The organism is Vicinamibacterales bacterium (assembly GCA_036504215.1).
GTDB lineage: Bacteria > Acidobacteriota > Vicinamibacteria > Vicinamibacterales > Fen-181 > FEN-299.
This window is the reverse complement of record DASXVO010000081.1, coordinates 134,760-153,659: the sequence shown is the minus strand read 5'-3', so window position 1 is coordinate 153,659 and position 18,900 is coordinate 134,760. Positions and strand designations below refer to the sequence as shown.

The following is an 18,900-nucleotide window of genomic DNA, read 5'->3' as shown; positions in this document are numbered from 1 at the left end:
TCACATGACCAAGATCGATCGTCGACAGTTCGTACAGACCGGGGCGGCCGTGGCCGTGGCGGCCGCCAGTCCGAAGACGCTGTTCGGCCAGGCGCCGATGGTGATGACGCCGAAGAGCGCCAAGCCGCTCGTGGTGAGTTCGGCCAACGGCAACAAGTACAAGAACGGCGGGCGGCAGACGGGCGTCGAGAAGGCGTTCGCGACGATCACCGCCGGGGGCGACGTGCTCGATGCGGTCATCGCGGCCGTGAACCTGAACGAACTGGATCCCGAGGACATGACGGTCGGATATGGCGCGCTCCCGAACGCGGACGGTGTCCTGCAACTCGACTCGTGCTGCATGCACGGACCGAAGAAGCGGGCCGGCGGCGTGGCGGCCCTCGAAGGCGTGAAGACGCCCTCGCTCGTCGCGCGGGCCGTTGCGGACCTCACCGACCACCACCTGATCGCCGGCAAGGGGGCGCAGGAATTCGCCCGGAAGCTCGGATTCGAGATCCTGGCCGACCTCAACACCGACGCCTCGCGCAAGGCGTGGCTGGACTGGAAGCGGAGGACCGACCCGCTGCACTACCTGAAGCCCGAGGACCGCGCGATCGAGATGAAGAAGATCGGCATGGCCATCATCCGGGAGCTGGGGATCGACCCGCATCACTATTACGGCACGATCAACTGCGACGGCCTCAGCCCCAAGGGGGAGATCTGCGGCGTGACGACGACGAGCGGACTGTCCTGGAAGATATCGGGACGCCTGGGCGATTCCCCGATCCTCGGTGCCGGGCTCTACGTGGACAACGCCGTGGGGGCCGCCGGTTCGACCGGGCGCGGCGAGGCGAACCTCTACAATCTCAGTTCGTTCCTGATCGTGGAGAACATGCGCCGCGGCATGCACCCGAAAGACGCGGGAATCGACGCGCTCAGGCGAATCACGGCGAACACCGTCGAGAAGCGGCTGCTCAACAGCCGCGGCCTTCCGAATTTCGGCATCGATTTCTACATCCTCAACGCCAAGGGCGAGTACGCCGGGGTCGGGATGTACCCGTCGAAATTCGCGGTCTGCACGGAGAACGGCGCGCAGACGCTGCCGATCGAGGCGTTGTTCAACGGAGAGCCGGAGGCTTGAGTAGTCATCCCGGTGCGGCTGGCGGTGCAACGACCGAGCCGATGACACGCATCGATCGGCTCGCGATTGCGGTCCTGGTGGTACTGGCGGCGGCCATGTACGCCGCCGTCGGGCTGCTGCGCCACTGGCACTTCGGCAGCAGCGCCTTCGATCTCGGCATCTTCGACCAGGTCGTGTGGCACCTCAGCCGCTTCGAGCGTCCGTCCAGCTCGATCAGGGGAGTGGCGAACATCTTCGGCGACCACTTCCACCCGATCCTCGCGCTGTTCGTGCCGGTGTTCTGGCTGGTTCCCGCAGCCGAGAGCCTGATTGTCGCTCAGGCCTGCCTGCTCGCGCTGTCGGTCGTGCCGGTCTTCGTCTACCTCCGGGGCCGGCTGCCCCGCGGCCCGAGCGTTGTGCTGGCAACTTCCTACGCTCTGTTCTGGGCGCTGCAGCGGACGGCGGAATTCGACGTGCACGAACTCGCCTTCGCGCCGCTGCTGATCGCGACGATGATTCTGGCGATCGACCGTGGGCGCTGGCGTCTCTTCTGGGGCGCTGGCGTCCTGCTGGCGCTCGTCAAGGAAGATCTCCTGCCGGTGCTCGCCTGTTTCGGTGTTTACCTGATGTGGCGCGGAGAGCGCGTGCGCGGGGCGGCACTCGCGTTGTCCGGCCTGGCCGCCTTCCTCGTCGTGCTGCGGGTGGTCATCCCATTCTTCGGATCGGGGGTCGGCTACGGCTACGTGGACACCTACGCGCACCTGATCCGCGAACCCTGGCTGGCCTTCAGGGCGCTCGTCGAGCCGCCGATCAAGCTGGTGACGATCGTGAGTTGGCTGGCGCCATTCGCATTCCTCTCGCTCGGCTCGCCGCTCGTTCTCCTGGCCGTGCCCCTGGTCCTCGAACGGTTCCTCTCGGCGAGTCCCTACCACTGGGGCCCGAGCTTCCACTACTCCGCGCCACTCGCTCCGATCCTGGTGATGAGTGCGGGTGACACGCTCGGTCGAATCGCCCGGCGGATCGAGGCGGCCGCCAGACCGAGCGGCCGAACCGTGGGCGCCCTCGTCGGCACGTGCCTCGTCGTCTCGGCCTTCGTGCCCGGGCACCTGCCGCACTGGAAGCTGCTCAGCCCGGCGCCCTATCGCTTCACGTCCTTCGAGCGGAGCGGCGCGCGCGCGATCGCGATGATTCCGCCGACGGCGTCCGTCGTCGCGCAGGCCTCGGTCGTGCCCCACTTGAGCCATCGCGACCGAATCTACATGCTCGATGCACGGGCGCCTGACGCGGAGTTCGTCGTCGCGGCGGCCGACACGAGTCCGTGGCCGGCGGCCGATCCGGCCGCGGTGCTGGTGTGGCTGGCCGAGCGTCGGCAGCGAGGCTACGAGGTCGTCTTCGAGGAAAACGGGTGGCTGGTCTTGCGCCACCCGCAGGCCCTGCAGCCGTCTTTCCACGGAACCGCCCCTACTTCGTGACGCCCGCCCTCTTCAGGACCTCGCGCACGGCGTCGATCGGAATTGCATCCGCGGTTCCGCGCGTCGAGGTGACGGTTGTCGCTCGCAGCAGCGAGTTGTAGACCGCCTCCTCGGTCGCCTCGAGCGTGGCCTGGAAGAGCGGCGAGACGCCGTCGGGAGGAAGGATGGTGTGCGCCTTCGGCGCGGCCTCTCCGAAGCGTGAGCGGAGTTCCGCCGACGTCGTGAAGGCGATGGCGAAATCACCGCTCCCGTTGCTGTACGACGATCCGGTCCTGGCCAGACCGTAGATCGCCCTGGCCGCGATGCGCTTCAGGTCGCGTGCATCGACCGGGGCGTCTGTCGCGACGACGATGACACACGATCCATCGGGGCTCGGCGAGGCGCCGCGGCCGCCCGGTCTTGGCGGCGAGTACGAGTAGCGCCCCAGTGCCTTCCCCACGGGTGCGCCGGCCATCGTCAGCACTCCACCGAAGTTGGTCTGCACCAGGACGCCGACCGTGTAGCCGCCGTGCCGCGCCGGCAGAACCCGCGACGAGGTGCCGATGCCGCCCTTCCAGCCATAGCACTGGGTGCCGGTGCCGGCACCGACAGAGCCTTCGGCCACAGGGCCGCCGGTCGCCTGCCTGATGGCGCCGAGCACGTGTTCGCGCGTCACGTGCAGGCCGCGAATGTCGTTCAGGCCGCCGTCGTTCGTCTCGCCGACGACGGCGTTCACCGATTGCACGCGCTCATTGCCCGGCTGCGCGAGCGTCCACGCCACGACCGCCTCCATCGCCGTGCCGACGCTCAACGTGTTGGTGAGCACGATCGGGGTCTCGATCGTCCCGAGCTCGACGACCTGCGTGGAGCCGGCGAGCTTGCCGAACGCATTGCCGACGAAGACCGCGCCGGCCACCTTGTCCTGAAAGAGATTGCCGTCGTGCGGCAGGATGGCCGTCACGCCGGTTCGGACGTCCTGTCCCTCGATGACGGTCGCATGACCGACGCGGACACCCGCCACGTCGGTGATGGCGTTCAGCGGGCCGGCAGGAAAGACGCCCGCCTCGATCCCCATGTCGCGTGCCCGAGGCCGTCCCGGGGCACCCGATTGGCCAACCACCGCGACAGCCAGGCAGGCAACCACGGCCACCGTTCCGATCAGTTCTCGCCGAGAACGCGAACGTGTCTTCATGTTTCTTCTCGCTTCAGTGTTCCGGCTGACGGTTCGTGACGAGCTGGTGCCGGATCGCCTTCAGCTCGCCGGAGAGTGCGTCGAGGCGCGCGATGACATCCTGGTGCTGCGCTTCGTGGCGCCGGGGCTTCTTGGCGAAGAACGTGATGCCGCCGTTCGCTTCGAGCGTCGCCTTCTCCACTTCCTTGAGCGAATCGAACCCCTGGCGCCGCGCGGCGGCCTGGAGTTCGTCGAGGGTGATGCCCTCCGACTTCAGACGATCGGGCAGCACATCGCCCTTCTGAATCAGCAGGTCCGGCGTACCCTCGAGCAACCGCTCCACGGCCGGATGGGCGAACACGAAGCGGACCACCAGGAAGTTGAACACGAGCAGCGTCGTTGCGCCGATGACGCCGCCAAGCACGGAGTTGTCGTTGCCGATGATCGCGTTCTGAACGGTGTTCGACAGTGTGAGCAGCACGACGAGGTCGAAGGCGTTCAGTTGCGCGAGTTCGCGCTTGCCGGCCAGTCGGAGGCCGACGACGAGGAATGTGTAGACGAGGAGCGGCCGCAGGATCTTCTCGATGATCCCGACCGTGGTGTTGTCGAGCGGGCCGATGTGGAGGAGATTCGTGAGCAGGTTGGCGTCCATGGGGGGAGTCCTTTCAGTTGAGATCTGCGCCAAGTATACTCAGGCGTCGCGTGATTCCGGCCAGGTCCGATGACACCCGAGCACGCCAACTGTCGCAACTTCGTACAACCCGCCGATATCGCGGTCGCTGGAAGTTGCTCATCCATAGGGAATTCGCGGGCAGGGCCGGCTGGCCCGGCGTTTGCGACACGGCTTGGCATGAACTCACGAACTTCGCGTCCGTATCCGCTCGTCGGCCTCGTCGGCGTGGTGTTGGGTCTGGTCCTGACGGCGCTGCCAGCGGCCGCGCAGAGCGGTGCCGGCGTCCGCGCCGGCGTCAGTGCGAGCCCCGATCAGTTCGTCTTCGGGGCGCACTTCGACACGGGTCCGCTCTTCGAACGGGTGAGCTTCCGACCGAACGTCGAGGTCGGCGTGGGCAACGACCTGACGACCGTGTCGGGCAACTTCGAGTTCGTGTACTGGATCCCGCTCCTCCGGAAGCCCTGGAGCCTGTACGCAGGTGGCGGACCGGCGGTGAACGTGTACCGATACGGCATCGACCGATACGGCAATCGAGGGACCGACACTCAGCCCGGCTTCAACCTGCTCGTTGGCATCGCACACCACGGCGGCGTATTCACCGAGGTCAAGGCCGGTCTCATCGACAGCCCGAACGTCCGGGTCACGGTGGGGTACACGTGGCAGTGGAAGTAGACTGTCCGACACGCGTTTCCCCTGCCTGTTCAGCCTGTAGGCAGGGGCGGGACGGACCGGCTACAATCGAAGGACATGGCCACCCACAACTCGTTCTCGACCGAGACGGACCTCCGCGTCGGTGGGACCGCCTTCGGCATCCACAGCCTCTCGGCCCTCGAGAAGGCCGGCTTCCCGCGCGTCGGGCGGCTGCCGTACTCCCTGAAGATCCTCCTCGAGAATCTCCTGCGTCTGGAAGACGGTCGGTTCGTCCACCGCGACGACGTGCGTGCGCTCGCCGATTGGGATCCACGCGCCGGCGTCCGGAAGGAGATTGCGTTCACGCCCGCCCGGGTCCTGCTGCAGGACTTCACCGGCGTGCCCGCCGTCGTGGACCTGGCCGCGATGCGCGACGCCATGGCGCGCCTGGGCGGCGATCCGGCCCGGATCAATCCGATGCAGCCGGTGGAGCTCGTCATCGACCACTCGGTACAGGTGGATTACCACGGCCGTCCGGATGCCTTCGGCCTGAACGCTGAAATGGAGTTCACGCGGAACCGCGAGCGCTACGAATTCCTGCGTTGGGGCCAACACGCCTTCGCCAACTTCCGCGTCGTCCCGCCAGACACCGGCATCGTCCACCAGGTGAACCTCGAGTACCTCGCGCGCGTGGTGTTCGACACGACCGTCGATGGCCGGGCGGTGGCCTACCCCGATACGCTCGTGGGCACCGACTCGCACACCACGATGGTCAACGGGCTGGGCGTGATGGGGTGGGGCGTGGGCGGCATCGAGGCCGAGGCGTGCATGCTCGGCCAGCCAGTGTCGATGCTGGTCCCCGACGTGCTCGGGTTCAAGCTGACGGGCCGTCTGCCGGGCGGCGCGACGGCCACCGACCTCGTGCTGACGGTGACCGAGCGGCTGCGGAAGCACGGGGTCGTCGGGAAGTTCGTCGAGTTCTTCGGTCCGGGCCTGGAGCACCTTGCGATTGCCGATCGCGCGACGCTGAGCAACATGTGCCCCGAGTACGGCGCCACCATCGCGATCTTCCCGATCGACGACATGACGCTCGACTACCTCCGGCTCACGGGCCGCGACGACCGGCGCGTGCGCCTCGTCGAGGCCTACGCCAAGGCGCAGGGGCTGTTCCGCACCGCCGACTCGCCGGAGGCCGACTATGCCGATCGCATCGAGCTGGATCTCTCGACGGTGGAACCCTGCATCGCCGGTCCGCGTCGTCCGCAGGATCGCGTGCCGCTCGCGCAGTCGCGCGTCTCGTTCGACCAGGCGCTCGTCAAGATGCTGGCCGACCGGAAGGCCGCGACCGCTCCACTGCCTGCTGGCGACGCCGCCGTGCCGGTTGCCGAAGAGGCGGGCGTCGAACACGGCTCGGTCGTTATCGCCGCGATCACGAGTTGCACGAACACCTCGAACCCGAGCGTGATGATTGCTGCTGGGCTGCTCGCGAAGAAGGCCGTCGCGCGCGGCCTGCGGGTGAAGAGGTGGGTGAAGACGAGCCTCGCGCCGGGTTCGAAGGCCGTGACGCAGTACCTCGAAAAGGCGGGACTGACCGATGCGCTCGACCGATTGGGCTTCAACCTGGTCGGTTACGGATGCACGACGTGCATCGGCAACAGCGGGCCGTTGCCCGAGGATGTCTCGGCGGCCGTCAAGGCCGGCGATCTCGTCGTCGCGGCCGTGTTGAGCGGCAACCGGAACTTCGAGGGGCGCATCCAGTCGCAGGTCCGCGCCAACTATCTCGCGTCGCCGCCGCTGGTGGTCGCCTACGCGCTGGCTGGCACGATGCGGATCGATCTGACCCGCGAATCACTGGGCCAGGACGCTCTGGGACGCGATGTCTTCCTGGCGGACATCTGGCCCACCGAGCGCGAGATCCAGGAGACGCTGCTGGCGAGCGTGAGCCCGCAGAGCTTCAGGGGCGCCTACGCGGACGTGTTCACGGGAGATGCGCGGTGGCAGGGCCTGCAGACCCCGACGACCAGGCGCTACGAGTGGGCGCAGGACTCGACCTACATCAGGCATCCGCCGTTCTTCGAGGGGCTGACACTCGAGGCCAGGGCACCGGCCCCCATTGCCGGCGCGCGCGTGCTCGCGCTGCTCGGCGACAGTGTGACAACGGATCACATCTCGCCCGCTGGCTCGATTCCGGCGGACGGCCCGGCGGGAAGGTACCTGATCGCCCACGGTGTCTCGCCGCGCGAGTTCAACTCGTACGGGGCGCGACGAGGCAACCACGAGGTGATGATGCGCGGCACGTTTGCCAACATCCGGCTGCGCAACCAACTGGCGCCCGGGACCGAGGGAGGCTGGACGCGACACTGGCCGGACGGCGAGCAGATGGCCATCTTCGATGCTGCGATGCGGTACCGGCAGGAAGGCGTGCCACTGATTGTCATTGCCGGCAAGGAATACGGTTCCGGCTCGTCGCGTGACTGGGCCGCGAAAGGCACGCTTCTCCTCGGTGTGCGCGCCGTCATCGCCGAGAGCTTCGAGCGCATTCACCGGAGCAACCTGGTGAACATGGGGGTGCTCCCCCTGCAGTTCGAGCGGGGCCAAACCGCGGCCAGCCTGGGCCTGACGGGCACCGAGACATTCGAGCTGTCCGGCGTGACCGACCAACTGAAGCCCGCGGCCGACGTGCGCGTCGTGGCCCGCGGTGACGATGGAGACGCCGTCAGGTTCACGGCCACCGCACGCATCGACACTCCCGAAGAGCTGGCGGCGTACCGGGCGGGCGGAATTCTGCCGTACGTGCTCCGGCAGTTGGTGAAGGGCTAGTCGGCGACCGCCGAGTCGACGCCATGAGACTGACGGCAGGTGGAATCAAGGCACACGCGCGATCCATCGGGTTCGATCTGTGCGGCGTGGCACCGGCTGATGCTCTCCCGGAATTGCGCCTGTTGCGCGAATGGCTGGCGCGCGGCCATGCGGGAACGATGGGCTACTTGTCGCGCACCGCGGCGCGACGCGAGGATGTCCGCCGCGTGCTCCCCTCGGCCCGATCGGTCATCGTCACCGGGACCATCTACAACACGGACCGGCCGTATTCGGTGGGAGTCGGGGATCCCGACCAGGCGATCATCTCGCGATACGCCTGGGGCGACGACTACCACGATGTGCTCGGGCACCGCCTCGAGATGCTGCTCCAGTGGATGCGATCGGAGCACGCGGAACCGTTCGAGGCCAGGACCTACGTGGATACCGGTCCCGTGCAGGAGCGCGTCTATGCGCAGTACGCCGGGATCGGCTGGGTCGGGAAGAACACCTGCCTCATCAACGAGCGTCTCGGCTCCTGGGTGTTCCTCTCCGAGATCATCTGCAGCCTTCCGTTGGATCCGGATCCGCCGGCCCTCGACCAGTGCGGCACATGTGCGCTCTGCCTCGAAGCGTGTCCGACCGGCGCGCTCGTCGAACCGCGCGTCCTCGACGCCACGCGCTGTCTGTCGTACTTGACGATCGAGCTGAAAGGTGAGATCCCGGCACCGCTGCGAGAGGCCGTCGGCCAGCGGATCTACGGCTGCGACATCTGCCAGGATGTCTGTCCGTGGAACGGGTCAGCGGCCACGAGCAACGAGGCGGAGTGGCAGCCTCGGCCCGGACTCGACCAGCCGAGGCTCGCGGATCTCTGGCATCGCACGGACCGCGAACTGGCCGAACTCGTCGTCGGTTCCGCGCTGACGCGGCCGAAGGTCGCCGGACTCAGGCGCAACCTGGCGATCGGCCTCGGCAACAGCCGAAGCGCGGCGAGCCGCTCGGCGCTCGGCGACACAGACCGTCCGGCGGACTCCGCTCCCTCCCTGCGCGATCCCATGGTCGCGACGCACATCTGGTGGGCCAAAACGAGGAAGCTGGACTAGGATGTCCGGAGCCGGCCATGAGGCTGCCGGCCGAATTCGAGGCTTCCTATGAAACCACTCATCTCAATCGTTTCTGCCGTGGCGGTACTGTCGCTGGCGGCCTGCGGTTCGCGGCCTGCCGAACCGCCGAAACCGGTCCAGGAGGCTCCCGTGCCCGAACAGGCAAAGCTCGAAGCGCTTGCCAGGCAGTTCGCGCCCGTCGAGATTGGCGCGGACCTGTCGAAGCTGCCGGCCAACGAGCAACAGGCGCTGGCCAGGCTCGTCGAGGCGGGTTGGGTGATGGACGGACTCTTCCTCCGGCAGGTGTGGGCAGGCAACGAAGGCCTGCTCCTGACGCTGCTCGACGACAAGTCGCCGCTCGGCCAGGCGCGGGTCCACTACTTCCTGATGAACAAGGGCCCGTGGGACCGACTGGACGGCAACAAGCCGTTCGTTGCAGGCGCGCCCGCGAAGCCCGAGGGCGGGAACTTCTATCCGGCGGGCGCCGCCAAAGCCGACATCGAGGCGTGGGTGAAGACGCTGCCGGAAGCCGAGCGGACGCGGGCCAACGCGTTCTTCACGACCATCCGGCGGGCGACCGGCGTCAAGGGCGGCTTCGAGATCGTGCCGTACAGCGTCGAATACCAGGGCGAACTGGCGCGCGCCGCGGAACTGCTGCGCCAGGCGGCCAGCCTCACCGAGCAGCCGACGCTGAAGGCCTTCCTGACCCGTCGCGCCGATGCGTTCATCAGCAACGACTACTACGCCAGCGACGTCGCCTGGATGGAACTCGACGCCAGCATCGAGCCGACGATCGGCCCGTACGAAGTCTACGAAGACGAGTGGTTCAACGCGAAGGCCGGGTTCGAGGCGTTCATCGCCGTGCGCGACGATGCGGAGACGGCCAAGCTGGCCAAGTTCGGATCGGAACTGCAGCGTATCGAGGACAACCTGCCGATTGACCCGAAGCTTCGGAACCCGAAGCTCGGCGGCCTGGCACCGATCCGGGTGGTGAACGCGATCCTCGCGGCAGGCGACGGCAACCGCGGTGTGCAGACGGTCGCGTACAACCTGCCGAACGACGAACGGGTCGTGCGCGAAAAGGGCGCCAAGCGCGTCATGCTGCGCAACATCCAGGAGGCGAAGTTCAAGCTCGTGCTCGTGCCGATTGCCAGCAAGGTCATGCCGGCCGGCGCGGTGAAGAACGTGACGTTCGACGCCTTCTTCACGCACACGGTCTTGCACGAGTTGATGCACGGGCTCGGGCCGCACCAGATCAAGGTCGGTGGGAAGGACACGACCGTCCGCGCCCAACTGAAGGAGACCTACAGCGCGATGGAGGAGGCCAAGGCCGACATCTCCGGCCTCTTCGCGCTCCAGTTCCTCCTCGACAAGGGATCCCTCGACACGTCGCTGCAGGCGACGATCTACGACACATTCCTCGCGTCGGCGTTCCGCTCGATTCGCTTCGGGGTCAACGAGGCGCACGGCCGGGGCGTGGCACTCCAGCTGAACTGGCTGCTCGATTTCGGTGCCTTCACCGTGGACAAGGACGGGACGTTCAGCGTCAACGCGGCGAAGATCAAGGACGGCGTCACGGGGCTGACGCGCGAGATCATGACGCTGCAGTCGCAGGGCGACTACGCCAGGGCGAAGGAGATGCTGGGCCGCCTGGCCGTCGTGCGTCCGGAGACGCAGAAGGTTCTGGACCGGCTCCAGGGTGTCCCGGTGGACATCGAGCCGAGGTTCACGACCGCGGCCAAGCTCCTGGCCGACGTGAACAGGTAGGACAGGCGGGCCTCCGTGCCCGCCCGCCGAAAGGGGAAGTGTCACCTTTTCGGGCTGTCGCGAATCTCCTGAGTGATATGCGGTGCCGGGCTGCGGTCCGGGGAGGTCAACGTGCCCTTATACGAGTACGAGTGCAAGAAATGCGGTCACCTGTTCGAGGCGCTCGTGATTGGTGCCCGTACGCCGGTGTGCCCAAAGTGCAAGAGCGAAAGCCTGGAGAAGCGGGTCTCGGCCTTGGGCTTCGCGGGCGTTGGCGCCTGGGGTTCGGGCCGCTCGAGCGGTTGCGGTAGCGGCGGGGGTTGAGGGGTCTAGGTGCGGACCGGTCGGTCCGCCTGACGCTTGTCCTCGAGTCGCGATTCGATCCACCTGAGCCAGGCCCCCAGCCCAGGCTCTCCCAGGCAGCTCGTTTCCACGATTTCGATTTCCGGGTTGACGCGCCGCGCGTCGGCGATGGCGGCCTCGCGGCTGAACCGAGTGTGGGGCAGCAGGTCGATCTTGTGCAGCACCATCAGCCGGGCCCGCCGGAAGATGCCCGGGTATTTCAACGGCTTGTCGTCCCCTTCGGTCACGCTCAGCACGACCACCTTGTGCTCTTCACCGAGATCGTACGAAGCCGGACAGACGAGGTTGCCGACGTTCTCGATGAACAGGACGTCCAGGCCATCGAGTGGCAGGGCGCCGAGCGCGCGCTGGACCATGCTGGCGTCGAGGTGACACGTACCGCCGGTGGTGATCTGCAGCGCGGGGAATCCGTAGCGCGCCAACCGATCCGCGTCGCGCTCGGTTTGGATGTCGCCCGTCAGCACCGCGACCCGTCGCGAGGTCTGGCGGAACGCCTCGAGCGTGCCCTCCAGAATGCTCGTCTTGCCGGCGCCAGGCGACGAGATCAGGTTCAGACAGAGGATCCGGCGCCTGGCGAACTCCTCGCGCAGTCCTGCCGCGATGCGGTCGTTCTCCTTGAGGACGCTCTGTTTGACTTCCACGCGTTCGGCCACGGCTCCTACTCCAGTTCCAGATAGGACAACGCCAGCTCCTCGCCGGCGATCATCGACGCCATCTCGGACCGGCACGAGGGACACACGGCGCGGAAATCCACCGGTGGGAACTCGTGCGCGCAGTCCAGGCATCGGTAGCGAACGGCCACCCGCTCGAGGTCGAGGCCGACGCCATCGAGATCGGTGTCCTTGACCGTCATGCCGAAGCAGAACTCGAGCGCGTCGGCGTTCACGCCGGAGATTTCTCCCACGCGGACGCCCACGCGCAGCACGCGCCGGCCGACATGGCCGGCGGCGTGCTCGCGAACCGAATCGACGATCGATTGCGCGATCGAGAGCTCGTGCATGGAAAAGGTGACACTTCCCTTTTCGAGGCGCCGGGCAGGATCCGTCCTGCCTAGTCCATGTTCTGATCGTCGTGACTCGGACGCCCGACGCCCGCAGCGTCCTTCTTGAACCACGAGGCCTCGCTCACGTAGGTGCTCGTGAGCGTCTCGAGCTTCGCCATCTCTTCCCGCGTCATCGGCGTGAAGTTCTTCGCGATCTCGACGTTCTCCTCGAGCTGCTTCACGTTGTCGCAGCCGACGATCACGGTGCTCACGGGAAGCGACATCACGTAGGTCAGCGGCCCCTTGATCGACGTAATCCCGTCTGGTTTGAAGATGCGGCCGCGTGCCGGGATCTTCATGCCGATGACGCCGATGCCCTTCTTGTTCGCCAGCGGCAGGACGCTCGTGATGAATGGCAGGTGATGCTTGTCGGCCGGGTTGAGCGCCATCAGAATCGTGTCGAAGTCGAATCGCTCGAGTCCCTTCATCAGGACCTGCGGGTCGAAGTGGCCGGTGATGCCGAGGAAGCGCACCATCTTCTGGTCGCGCGCCTTCTGCATCGCCTCGATCGCGCCGTCCTTGCCGAAGATCTGGTCGAGTTGCTCCTCGCGCATGATGTTGTGGAGCTGCCACAAGTCGAGGTGGTCGGTGCGCAGCAGCTTGAGGCTCTGCTCGAGCAGCCGCAGCGATCCATCACGCGTCCGGTCATCGGTCTTGCTGGCCAGGAAGACTTCCTTCCGACGGGTCGCCATCACCTCGCCCACATGGGTCTGGCTCCAGCCGTTTCGTTCCCAGGCTGGCGTCTGAGGCTGGCCTTGGGCGATTCGAGGCCGGCCGTACGCCGCCGCCGTGTCGAGATAGTTGACGCCCAGGTCGATGGCCCGGTTGATGATGGCAATCGACTCATCCCGCGTGTCGGGCTTCTCGATCGTCGCCTGCCCCCCGAGACTGAAGAGCTTCACGTTGTGTCCGGTCTTGCCCAACGGCCGAGTGGGCATGTCCGTCGCCGCCGTCGCCTGGCCTCCGGCCAGTGCCAGCGCGGCCGCACCAGCCGCTCCCGCCTTCACGAACTCACGCCGAGTCATGTCAGTCATTGCCAGTCTCCTTGGATCTGCACGCAGCGAATTCTATCACTTCGGTCTCCCGGGGCCGGTGGCTGCCGTGGCGCGGATTGACACGCTGCGCACCGGATGGTACAAGCGCCCGGTGAGCACGATTCCGTTCCAGATCCGGTTTGCGCCCGACGACCGCGTCTACACGGCCGCTGGTTCCGTCGAATTCTACGCGGCGGCGGCTGGCGCCGGCATTCTGGTCGAGCAACCGTGCGGCGGCGAGGGCACCTGCGGGCGGTGCCGTATTCGGATTCCGGAAGGCGCGCCTGCGCCCATCGACACCGACCGACAGCACTTCACCGACGACGAGCTTGCCACTGGCTGGCGCCTCGCCTGTGGTGTCGTGTTCAATGGTCCGGCTGTCGTCGAGGTGCCGGCCGTGTCGCGTTCGGCCGCCGGCAAGTCGTTCGGCGTCGATCTGCCGAGCGAGCGCCTGGATCATCCGCTGGTCGATCTCCTCCTCGTCGACATGGCGATGTCCGATCGCGCGCCGCTCTCGACAGTGGACCGCCTGGAACAGGCAACCGGCCTGCCGCCGCGCGGCCTTCGCGGGTCGCCACGGGCGCTTGTGGAACTGGCCGCCTCGTCGGCCGCAGGCGGCTTTGTGGGTGTGGCCCTCGAGCGCGGCATGTTGATCTCCGCGTGGCCTGGCGCTGTCCTGGAGCGATATGGGGTCGCGCTCGACCTCGGCACGACATCGCTCGCGGCTGCGCTCGTGCGCCTGGCGGACGGCGCCGTGGTCTCGTCGGCCTCCTGTCTCAATCCGCAGGTGGCGTTTGGCGCGGACGTCATCGCGCGGATCAAGCACGCAGGCGACCACGGCACGGGCGCTGCCGACTTGACGCGCGCCGTTCGCGAGGGGCTCGCGTCGCTCGTGGCGCAGGTACTCGATGTCGCCGGTTGCGATCGTGGGTCCGTGGTCGTGGCGGCCTGCGCCGGCAATCCCACGATGATGCACTCCTGGGCCGGCGTGCCCCTCACGTCGCTCGGAACCGCTCCCTACGGAGGCGTGTGGTCGAGCGCACTGACGTGCACGGCCGCTGACGTGGATCTGCCGATCCATCCGAACGCCCGCGTCCACCCGTTCCCGCTCGTCAGGAGCCACGTGGGCGGCGATGCCGTCGCCGGCGCGGTGGCTTGCGATCTCGACCGGCCGGGCGGGCGCCGGCTGCTGGTGGACCTCGGCACGAACTCGGAAGTGATCGTGACCGACGGCTTCCGCGTCGTGGCCACATCTGCGGCCGCCGGTCCCGCGTTCGAAGGCGTCTCGATTCGTTGCGGCATGCGGGCCGCGGCCGGGGCGATCGATGCCGCGTCGATCGCGCCCGGCGCCCCGCTGGCGTACTCGACGCTCGGCGGCGCCGCACCGCGAGGACTCTGCGGCTCCGGCCTCATCGATCTCGTAGCCGCACTGCTCCGCCTCGGCGTCATCGAGGAGTCGGGCCGTTTGCGGCGGGCAGAGGAGATCGAATCCCCGTCGGCAATCGGCGTCCGCGACTCCCTGACCCAGGTGGACGGACTGCAAGCCTTCGTGGTCGCGGATCCCGAGCCGTCGTCCGGACTTGGCGCGGTCGTGTTGACCGCGCGCGACGTTCGAGAAATCCAGCTCGCCACCGGATCGATTGGTGCCGCGATCACGCTGGCCTGTCGCCATCTGGGTTTCGAGCCTGGCGCGCTCGACGAGGTCTTTCTCGCCGGTGCGTTTGGGAACTTCATCCGCAAGGCCAGTGCGCTCCGGATCGGTCTGGTGCCCGCGATCGACCCCGAGAGGATTCGGTTCGTCGGCAACGCGGCCGGGATCGGCGCCCGCCTGGCTCTGGTCGATCGCGGAGTGCTCGAGCGCGCCGGCGAGTGTGTCGCCCGCGCCGAGTACCTCGAACTGGCTGCCGTGCCCTCGTACCAGGAGACCTTCATGTCGGCGCTGTCGTTTCCCCGCGAGCCGGTACACCGATGAACTCGCGGACGAGGATGGACGCCGCGATGCGGCCCGCCGAGGGCCGTCTGCCAGACCGCGCGCCGGTGATGTGCCAGCTGGCGCTCGGCCACTATTTCCTGCACGCCGGCGATCCAATCGACATCTGGCACGACACCGACGCCTTCGCAGAGGCGCTGCTCACCCTGCGGCGCCGGTACCGCTTCGACGGCATCCTGGTGAACCTGCCTGGCCGCGATCCCAACTGGCGTCGCTTCGTGCGATCGATCGACGCCGACTCGCGCGGCCGCCTGATCCGGTGGACCGACGGGCGCTGCACGCTCGCACCGCCCGACGACAATCCCCACGTGTGGACGGACGGCTCAGGCCGCCGCCTCGCGCTTCGGATGGAGGACATCGACCCGGACCGGCTGTTCTACGTCGAGCCGCACGACCTGGCCGGCCCGACCCATCCGACGGCCTGGGGTTTCCACGCCGAACCCGCGGTCCCCGGCCCGGATTTCTTCCCGCCCTGGCACTGGGACACGATCACGCGCGTCCGTGCCTCCGCGCCCGAGGTGTCGGTCCACGGCGAGGTGTTCTCCCCGCTCTCGCAGTTGATGGAACTGGTCGGGCACATGAGCGTGCTCGGCGCGCTCCTGCTCGATCCCGCCAAGGTGCTGGCCTGCCTCGACCGCCTCACCGAAGGGGCCATCGTCCTGGCGAAGGGGCAGATCGCCGCCGGAGCCGACGCGGTGCTGATCTCGTCGGCGTTCGCCGGAGCGGGCTTCCTGTCGCCCGATCACTATCGACGGTTCGTCCTGCCCTTCGAGAAGCGCATCATCGCCGCGGTGCGCTGCGGCGCTCCCGGCATCCCGGTCTACACGCACACGTGCGGCGCGATTGGGGACCGGCTCGAGTTGATGGTGGAGTCGGGCACGTCGGGTATCGACACGCTCGATCCGCCGCCCCTCGGCACGGTCGATCTCGCCGACGCGAAGGCTCGCCTCGGTGGCCGGGTGTTCATCAAGGGTAACGTCGATCCCGTGAACACGGTGCTGCACGGGACCCCGGAAGCCTGCTATCGTGACGCGTGTACCCGGCTCGCCATCGGAGGGCCGGGGGGCGGTTACATTCTGAGCACCGCCTGCTCGGTGCCGCCGCATGCACCGCCCGAGAATATTCTGGCGCTGACCGCCGCGGCCGAGCAGGCTGGCGGTGAAAGAGGATGAGATGAGCTTGCTCGACGTGTCCCGTTCCCGGGTGGTGGTTGGTGACGGCGCGATGGGGACCGAACTCCAGCGTGCCGGTTTGCCGATTGGCGAGTGCGGCGATCGCTGGAACCTGGAGCACCCGGATCGGATCGAGGCGATTCACGCGGCGTATGTCGCCGCCGGCAGCGAGGCGATCATCACGAATTCGTTTGGCGCGAACCGCTGGGTTCTGGGTCGCTACGGCCTGGCGGACCAGATCGAGGCGGTCAACAGCGCGGCGGCAGCGATTGCCCGGCGCGCGGCCGGCTCGACGGCAACGGTGCTGGGCGACATCGGTCCGTGCGGCGGCTTCCTGCGACCGCTCGGGGACGTCGACCCGGCCGACCTGCAGGGTGAGTTCACGCGACAGGCACGAGCCCTGCTCGACGGCGGCGCCGACGGCGTGATCGTCGAAACGATGAGCGCAGTGGAGGAGTTGGTGTTGGCGATTCGCGCGGCACGCGCGGCCGGCGCGCCCTTCATCATCGCGTCCATGGCCTTCGATTGCCTCCCCAACGGGAACATTCGGACGATGATGGGCGTGTCGCCGGAGCAGGCTGCGAGGGCGTCGGTGGCCGAGCGCGCGGATATCGTCGGAGCGAACTGCGGCACGCACATGACGACGGCCGACTTCGCGAAGGTGGTGACGGCGTTCCGGAAGGAAGCCGATCGGCCGGTCATGATCCAGGCTAATGCGGGCAGTCCGGAACTCGAGGACGGCCACGCGGTGTACCGGCTGACACCCGCTGCCTTCGCCGACGGCATGGGCGAAGTCGTCGCTGCGGGCGCGGCCATCGTCGGCGGCTGTTGCGGCACGACGCCAGAGCACATCGCGGCGCTACGAAGCTACGTCAGGCGGATGGCTGCGGCCCGTTGACGGGGCTCGCGCCGGCTTGGCTGACTGAGCGTCGCAGTGCGGTTGTTCGTGGCGAAGTGCGCAGGATGTGGCGGGGAGAGGTTACGTCACGTTCGCCGCCCGAGCCCAACGCCTGCGGGCCCCCATCCGCAGGTAGTCAGATTACGAACGGCGAACCGTGACACCAATTCTCAGATCGCAAGGTGAGTGCCAGCGCAAGAGTCGCTGATTTCACCTGGATTTCTGGAACAGCCCATCCCGACGGCCCCCGAAAGAGCCGGCGGACCGGCGCAGTGCCGGTTGTCCTGACGGATTTCCGGCGGGAGCCGCGCGTACCGATTCGGCCAGGGGCCGCTCAGCCCTTCACCCCCCGGCTGTTCTGTGGCATCGTATTGGCCGTACACGGTTTGAGGAGAGTCCATGGGTTGTCGTGTCGGGTGGGGGTGCGCGTGGGTCACGGTCGCGGGAGTGCTTGCCGGGGCGAGCCTGCTCGTCGCGGCCGAGCAGGGAGGCCGTGCGTCCGCCCCCGCGTTCCCCAAGACGTTCTCCGACGTCGGAATCACGCTGCTCGACGAGTGGGTGGCCGATCTGGACCTGTCGGTGGACGGCAAGTGGATTGGGTATCCCCGTCGTGATCCGCGCGACTGGTACCTCGACATCTGGGCCGTGCGGCCGACCGGTCAGGACCGCCACTGTCTCACGTGCGAGCTGCCCGAGCCCAGCAAGCATCGCGGCAGCGTCAGCTGGCACCCGTCGGGGCAGTATCTGGCCTTCTCGGCCGAGAACGACGATGTGCGGACGCGGAAGGGCGATCGGTTGGCCGAGCCTGGCAGCGCGCTGAACACCAACCTCTGGGCGATGACCGCGAGCGGCGGCAAGGCCTGGAAGTTGACCGACTATGAGACCGACTATGTGAACCCCCGCGGTGTGCTCCACCCGCTCTTCTCACGGGACGGCAAGCGGCTGTGCTGGTCGGGGCCGGTCGGCCGGTCGAACAACCGCAAGGGCTACGAGTGGGGTGAGTGGGCGATCTCGATGGCGGACTTCGACGTGCAGAACGGAGTGCCGGGCATCCGCAACACCCGGACGCTGCAGCCCGGTGTTCAGCACGCGTTCTACCAGGCGGATGACTGGTCGAAGGACGGGCGCCGGCTCTTGTTGAGCGCGAACCCCCGGGTCGGGCAGACGGTCAGTGGCCAGGACATCTACGAATTCGAGATCGAGACGGGAACGCTGCGGCGTCTCACGAGGAGCGATACCGACTGGGACCAGGCCGCGCACTACTCTCCGGACGGACGGCACGTGATCTGGACGTCCTCTCGTGGGCTCAATGTCCGGTTCCGGTCGGTTGACGGCCTGAACTGGCGACGCGACCTGGCGACCGAGTTGTGGGTGATGAACAAGGACGGATCGGGCGCCCGTCGCCTGACGTACTTCAACGAGCGTGGCTGGCGGGACTATGCCTGGTTCCGGGACAGCGTCGCGGCCACGCGGCGCGTGACCGTGGCGGATTGCGCGTTCATGCCGGACGGCGACCATGCGGTCATCGTTCTGTCGTACGAGACCAAGCAGGGACAGATGAACAGCGTCCTGGCCGTCCTCGACATCGAACGCCGTCGTCAGGCGGCTGCCACGCCGGCGTCGCCGACCGCGCGCTGACCGCCACGTCGAATGGCAGGCGGCCGGCCAGCAGGCCGGTCCGGCGGCGTGGCCCGCCCGCGCCGGGCTTCGGGTCCGTTCTCGAGGAGGAGCA

At 67.6% G+C, this 18,900-nt stretch carries 15 protein-coding genes; 10 read left to right on the top strand and 5 right to left on the bottom strand.

Annotation, left to right across the window (positions count from 1 at the left end):
* Positions 1 to 4: 4 nt before the first annotated feature.
* Positions 5 to 1,120 (top strand): N(4)-(beta-N-acetylglucosaminyl)-L-asparaginase, encoded by a 1,116-nt coding sequence (locus VGK32_21975; GenBank protein HEY3384436.1) that lies wholly within the window; start codon positions 5 to 7, stop codon positions 1,118 to 1,120.
* A 41-nt stretch (positions 1,121 to 1,161) separates the two neighbouring features.
* Positions 1,162 to 2,571 (top strand): DUF2079 domain-containing protein, encoded by a 1,410-nt coding sequence (locus tag VGK32_21970; GenBank protein HEY3384435.1) that lies wholly within the window; start codon positions 1,162 to 1,164, stop codon positions 2,569 to 2,571.
* Here the strand turns inward: VGK32_21970 and VGK32_21965 are convergent.
* Positions 2,561 to 3,742, bottom strand: coding sequence for a P1 family peptidase (locus VGK32_21965; protein HEY3384434.1), 1,182 nt, complete (start codon positions 3,740 to 3,742; stop codon positions 2,561 to 2,563). The genes VGK32_21970 and VGK32_21965 overlap by 11 nt on opposite strands.
* 13 nt (positions 3,743 to 3,755) lie before the next feature.
* Entirely contained in the window at positions 3,756 to 4,373 is a 618-nt protein-coding gene (locus VGK32_21960; GenBank protein ID HEY3384433.1) for a YetF domain-containing protein, read from the bottom strand.
* A gap of 198 nt (positions 4,374 to 4,571) precedes the next feature.
* Here VGK32_21960 and VGK32_21955 point away from each other — a divergent pair, with 198 nt between their 5' ends.
* The 4 genes from VGK32_21955 to VGK32_21940 all read left to right on the top strand — a co-directional run bounded on the left by VGK32_21955 (position 4,572) and on the right by VGK32_21940 (position 10,690).
* The gene (locus tag VGK32_21955; protein ID HEY3384432.1) at positions 4,572 to 5,066 is read left to right on the top strand and encodes a hypothetical protein; all 495 of its coding nucleotides are present in this window, start codon (positions 4,572 to 4,574) and stop codon (positions 5,064 to 5,066) included.
* 75 nt (positions 5,067 to 5,141) lie between these two features.
* A complete protein-coding gene (acnA, locus tag VGK32_21950) occupies positions 5,142 to 7,844 on the top strand; it encodes an aconitate hydratase AcnA (protein HEY3384431.1) in 2,703 nt (900 codons plus the stop codon).
* A 23-nt stretch (positions 7,845 to 7,867) separates the two neighbouring features.
* Complete coding sequence (gene queG, locus VGK32_21945; GenBank protein HEY3384430.1) at positions 7,868 to 8,923, top strand: tRNA epoxyqueuosine(34) reductase QueG; 1,056 nt, start codon at positions 7,868 to 7,870, stop codon at positions 8,921 to 8,923.
* A gap of 48 nt (positions 8,924 to 8,971) precedes the next feature.
* Positions 8,972 to 10,690: a hypothetical protein gene (locus tag VGK32_21940; protein ID HEY3384429.1), complete on the top strand. Its 1,719-nt coding sequence runs from the start codon at positions 8,972 to 8,974 to the stop codon at positions 10,688 to 10,690.
* A 308-nt stretch (positions 10,691 to 10,998) separates the two neighbouring features.
* Here VGK32_21940 and hypB read toward each other — a convergent pair whose 3' ends face one another.
* From hypB to VGK32_21925, 3 genes are read right to left on the bottom strand one after another with little or no spacing between them, the layout of a single operon-like run.
* Positions 10,999 to 11,685 (bottom strand): hydrogenase nickel incorporation protein HypB, encoded by a 687-nt coding sequence (gene hypB / locus VGK32_21935; protein ID HEY3384428.1) that lies wholly within the window; start codon positions 11,683 to 11,685, stop codon positions 10,999 to 11,001.
* 5 nt (positions 11,686 to 11,690) lie between these two features.
* Positions 11,691 to 12,032 (bottom strand): hydrogenase maturation nickel metallochaperone HypA, encoded by a 342-nt coding sequence (gene hypA / locus VGK32_21930; GenBank protein HEY3384427.1) that lies wholly within the window; start codon positions 12,030 to 12,032, stop codon positions 11,691 to 11,693.
* A gap of 50 nt (positions 12,033 to 12,082) precedes the next feature.
* Positions 12,083 to 13,108 carry an aldo/keto reductase gene (locus VGK32_21925; protein ID HEY3384426.1) on the bottom strand — a complete coding sequence of 342 codons (1,026 nt, stop codon included), beginning with the start codon at positions 13,106 to 13,108 and terminating at the stop codon, positions 12,083 to 12,085.
* Between the two features lie 67 nt (positions 13,109 to 13,175).
* Here VGK32_21925 and VGK32_21920 point away from each other — a divergent pair, with 67 nt between their 5' ends.
* The 4 genes from VGK32_21920 (at position 13,176) to VGK32_21905 (ending at position 18,806) form a co-directional block, all read left to right on the top strand.
* Positions 13,176 to 15,080, top strand: coding sequence for an ASKHA domain-containing protein (locus VGK32_21920; GenBank protein ID HEY3384425.1), 1,905 nt, complete (start codon positions 13,176 to 13,178; stop codon positions 15,078 to 15,080).
* Positions 15,077 to 16,270: a uroporphyrinogen decarboxylase family protein gene (locus VGK32_21915; protein ID HEY3384424.1), complete on the top strand. Its 1,194-nt coding sequence runs from the start codon at positions 15,077 to 15,079 to the stop codon at positions 16,268 to 16,270. The genes VGK32_21920 and VGK32_21915 overlap by 4 nt, the downstream gene beginning before the upstream one ends.
* Position 16,271: 1 nt before the next feature.
* Complete coding sequence (locus VGK32_21910) at positions 16,272 to 17,168, top strand: homocysteine S-methyltransferase family protein (GenBank protein ID HEY3384423.1); 897 nt, start codon at positions 16,272 to 16,274, stop codon at positions 17,166 to 17,168.
* A 399-nt stretch (positions 17,169 to 17,567) separates the two neighbouring features.
* The gene (locus tag VGK32_21905) at positions 17,568 to 18,806 is read left to right on the top strand and encodes a hypothetical protein (protein ID HEY3384422.1); all 1,239 of its coding nucleotides are present in this window, start codon (positions 17,568 to 17,570) and stop codon (positions 18,804 to 18,806) included.
* The last annotated feature ends 94 nt before the right edge of the window (positions 18,807 to 18,900 follow it).

Excerpts from the sequence above, each read along its gene's own strand:
- VGK32_21925 (HEY3384426.1), bottom strand. The coding sequence starts at position 13,108 with ATGACTGACATGACTCGGCGTGAGTTCGTGAAGGCGGGAGCGGCTGGT.
- queG (HEY3384430.1), top strand. The coding sequence starts at position 7,868 with ATGAGACTGACGGCAGGTGGAATCAAGGCACACGCGCGATCCATCGGG.
- VGK32_21960 (HEY3384433.1), bottom strand. The coding sequence starts at position 4,373 with ATGGACGCCAACCTGCTCACGAATCTCCTCCACATCGGCCCGCTCGAC.
- VGK32_21975 (HEY3384436.1), top strand. The coding sequence starts at position 5 with ATGACCAAGATCGATCGTCGACAGTTCGTACAGACCGGGGCGGCCGTG.
- VGK32_21905 (HEY3384422.1), top strand. The coding sequence starts at position 17,568 with ATGGGTTGTCGTGTCGGGTGGGGGTGCGCGTGGGTCACGGTCGCGGGA.
- VGK32_21915 (HEY3384424.1), top strand. The coding sequence starts at position 15,077 with ATGAACTCGCGGACGAGGATGGACGCCGCGATGCGGCCCGCCGAGGGC.
- VGK32_21910 (HEY3384423.1), top strand. The coding sequence starts at position 16,272 with ATGAGCTTGCTCGACGTGTCCCGTTCCCGGGTGGTGGTTGGTGACGGC.
- hypA (HEY3384427.1), bottom strand. The coding sequence starts at position 12,032 with ATGCACGAGCTCTCGATCGCGCAATCGATCGTCGATTCGGTTCGCGAG.
- VGK32_21965 (HEY3384434.1), bottom strand. The coding sequence starts at position 3,742 with ATGAAGACACGTTCGCGTTCTCGGCGAGAACTGATCGGAACGGTGGCC.
- VGK32_21970 (HEY3384435.1), top strand. The coding sequence starts at position 1,162 with ATGACACGCATCGATCGGCTCGCGATTGCGGTCCTGGTGGTACTGGCG.
- VGK32_21955 (HEY3384432.1), top strand. The coding sequence starts at position 4,572 with ATGAACTCACGAACTTCGCGTCCGTATCCGCTCGTCGGCCTCGTCGGC.
- acnA (HEY3384431.1), top strand. The coding sequence starts at position 5,142 with ATGGCCACCCACAACTCGTTCTCGACCGAGACGGACCTCCGCGTCGGT.
- VGK32_21940 (HEY3384429.1), top strand. The coding sequence starts at position 8,972 with ATGAAACCACTCATCTCAATCGTTTCTGCCGTGGCGGTACTGTCGCTG.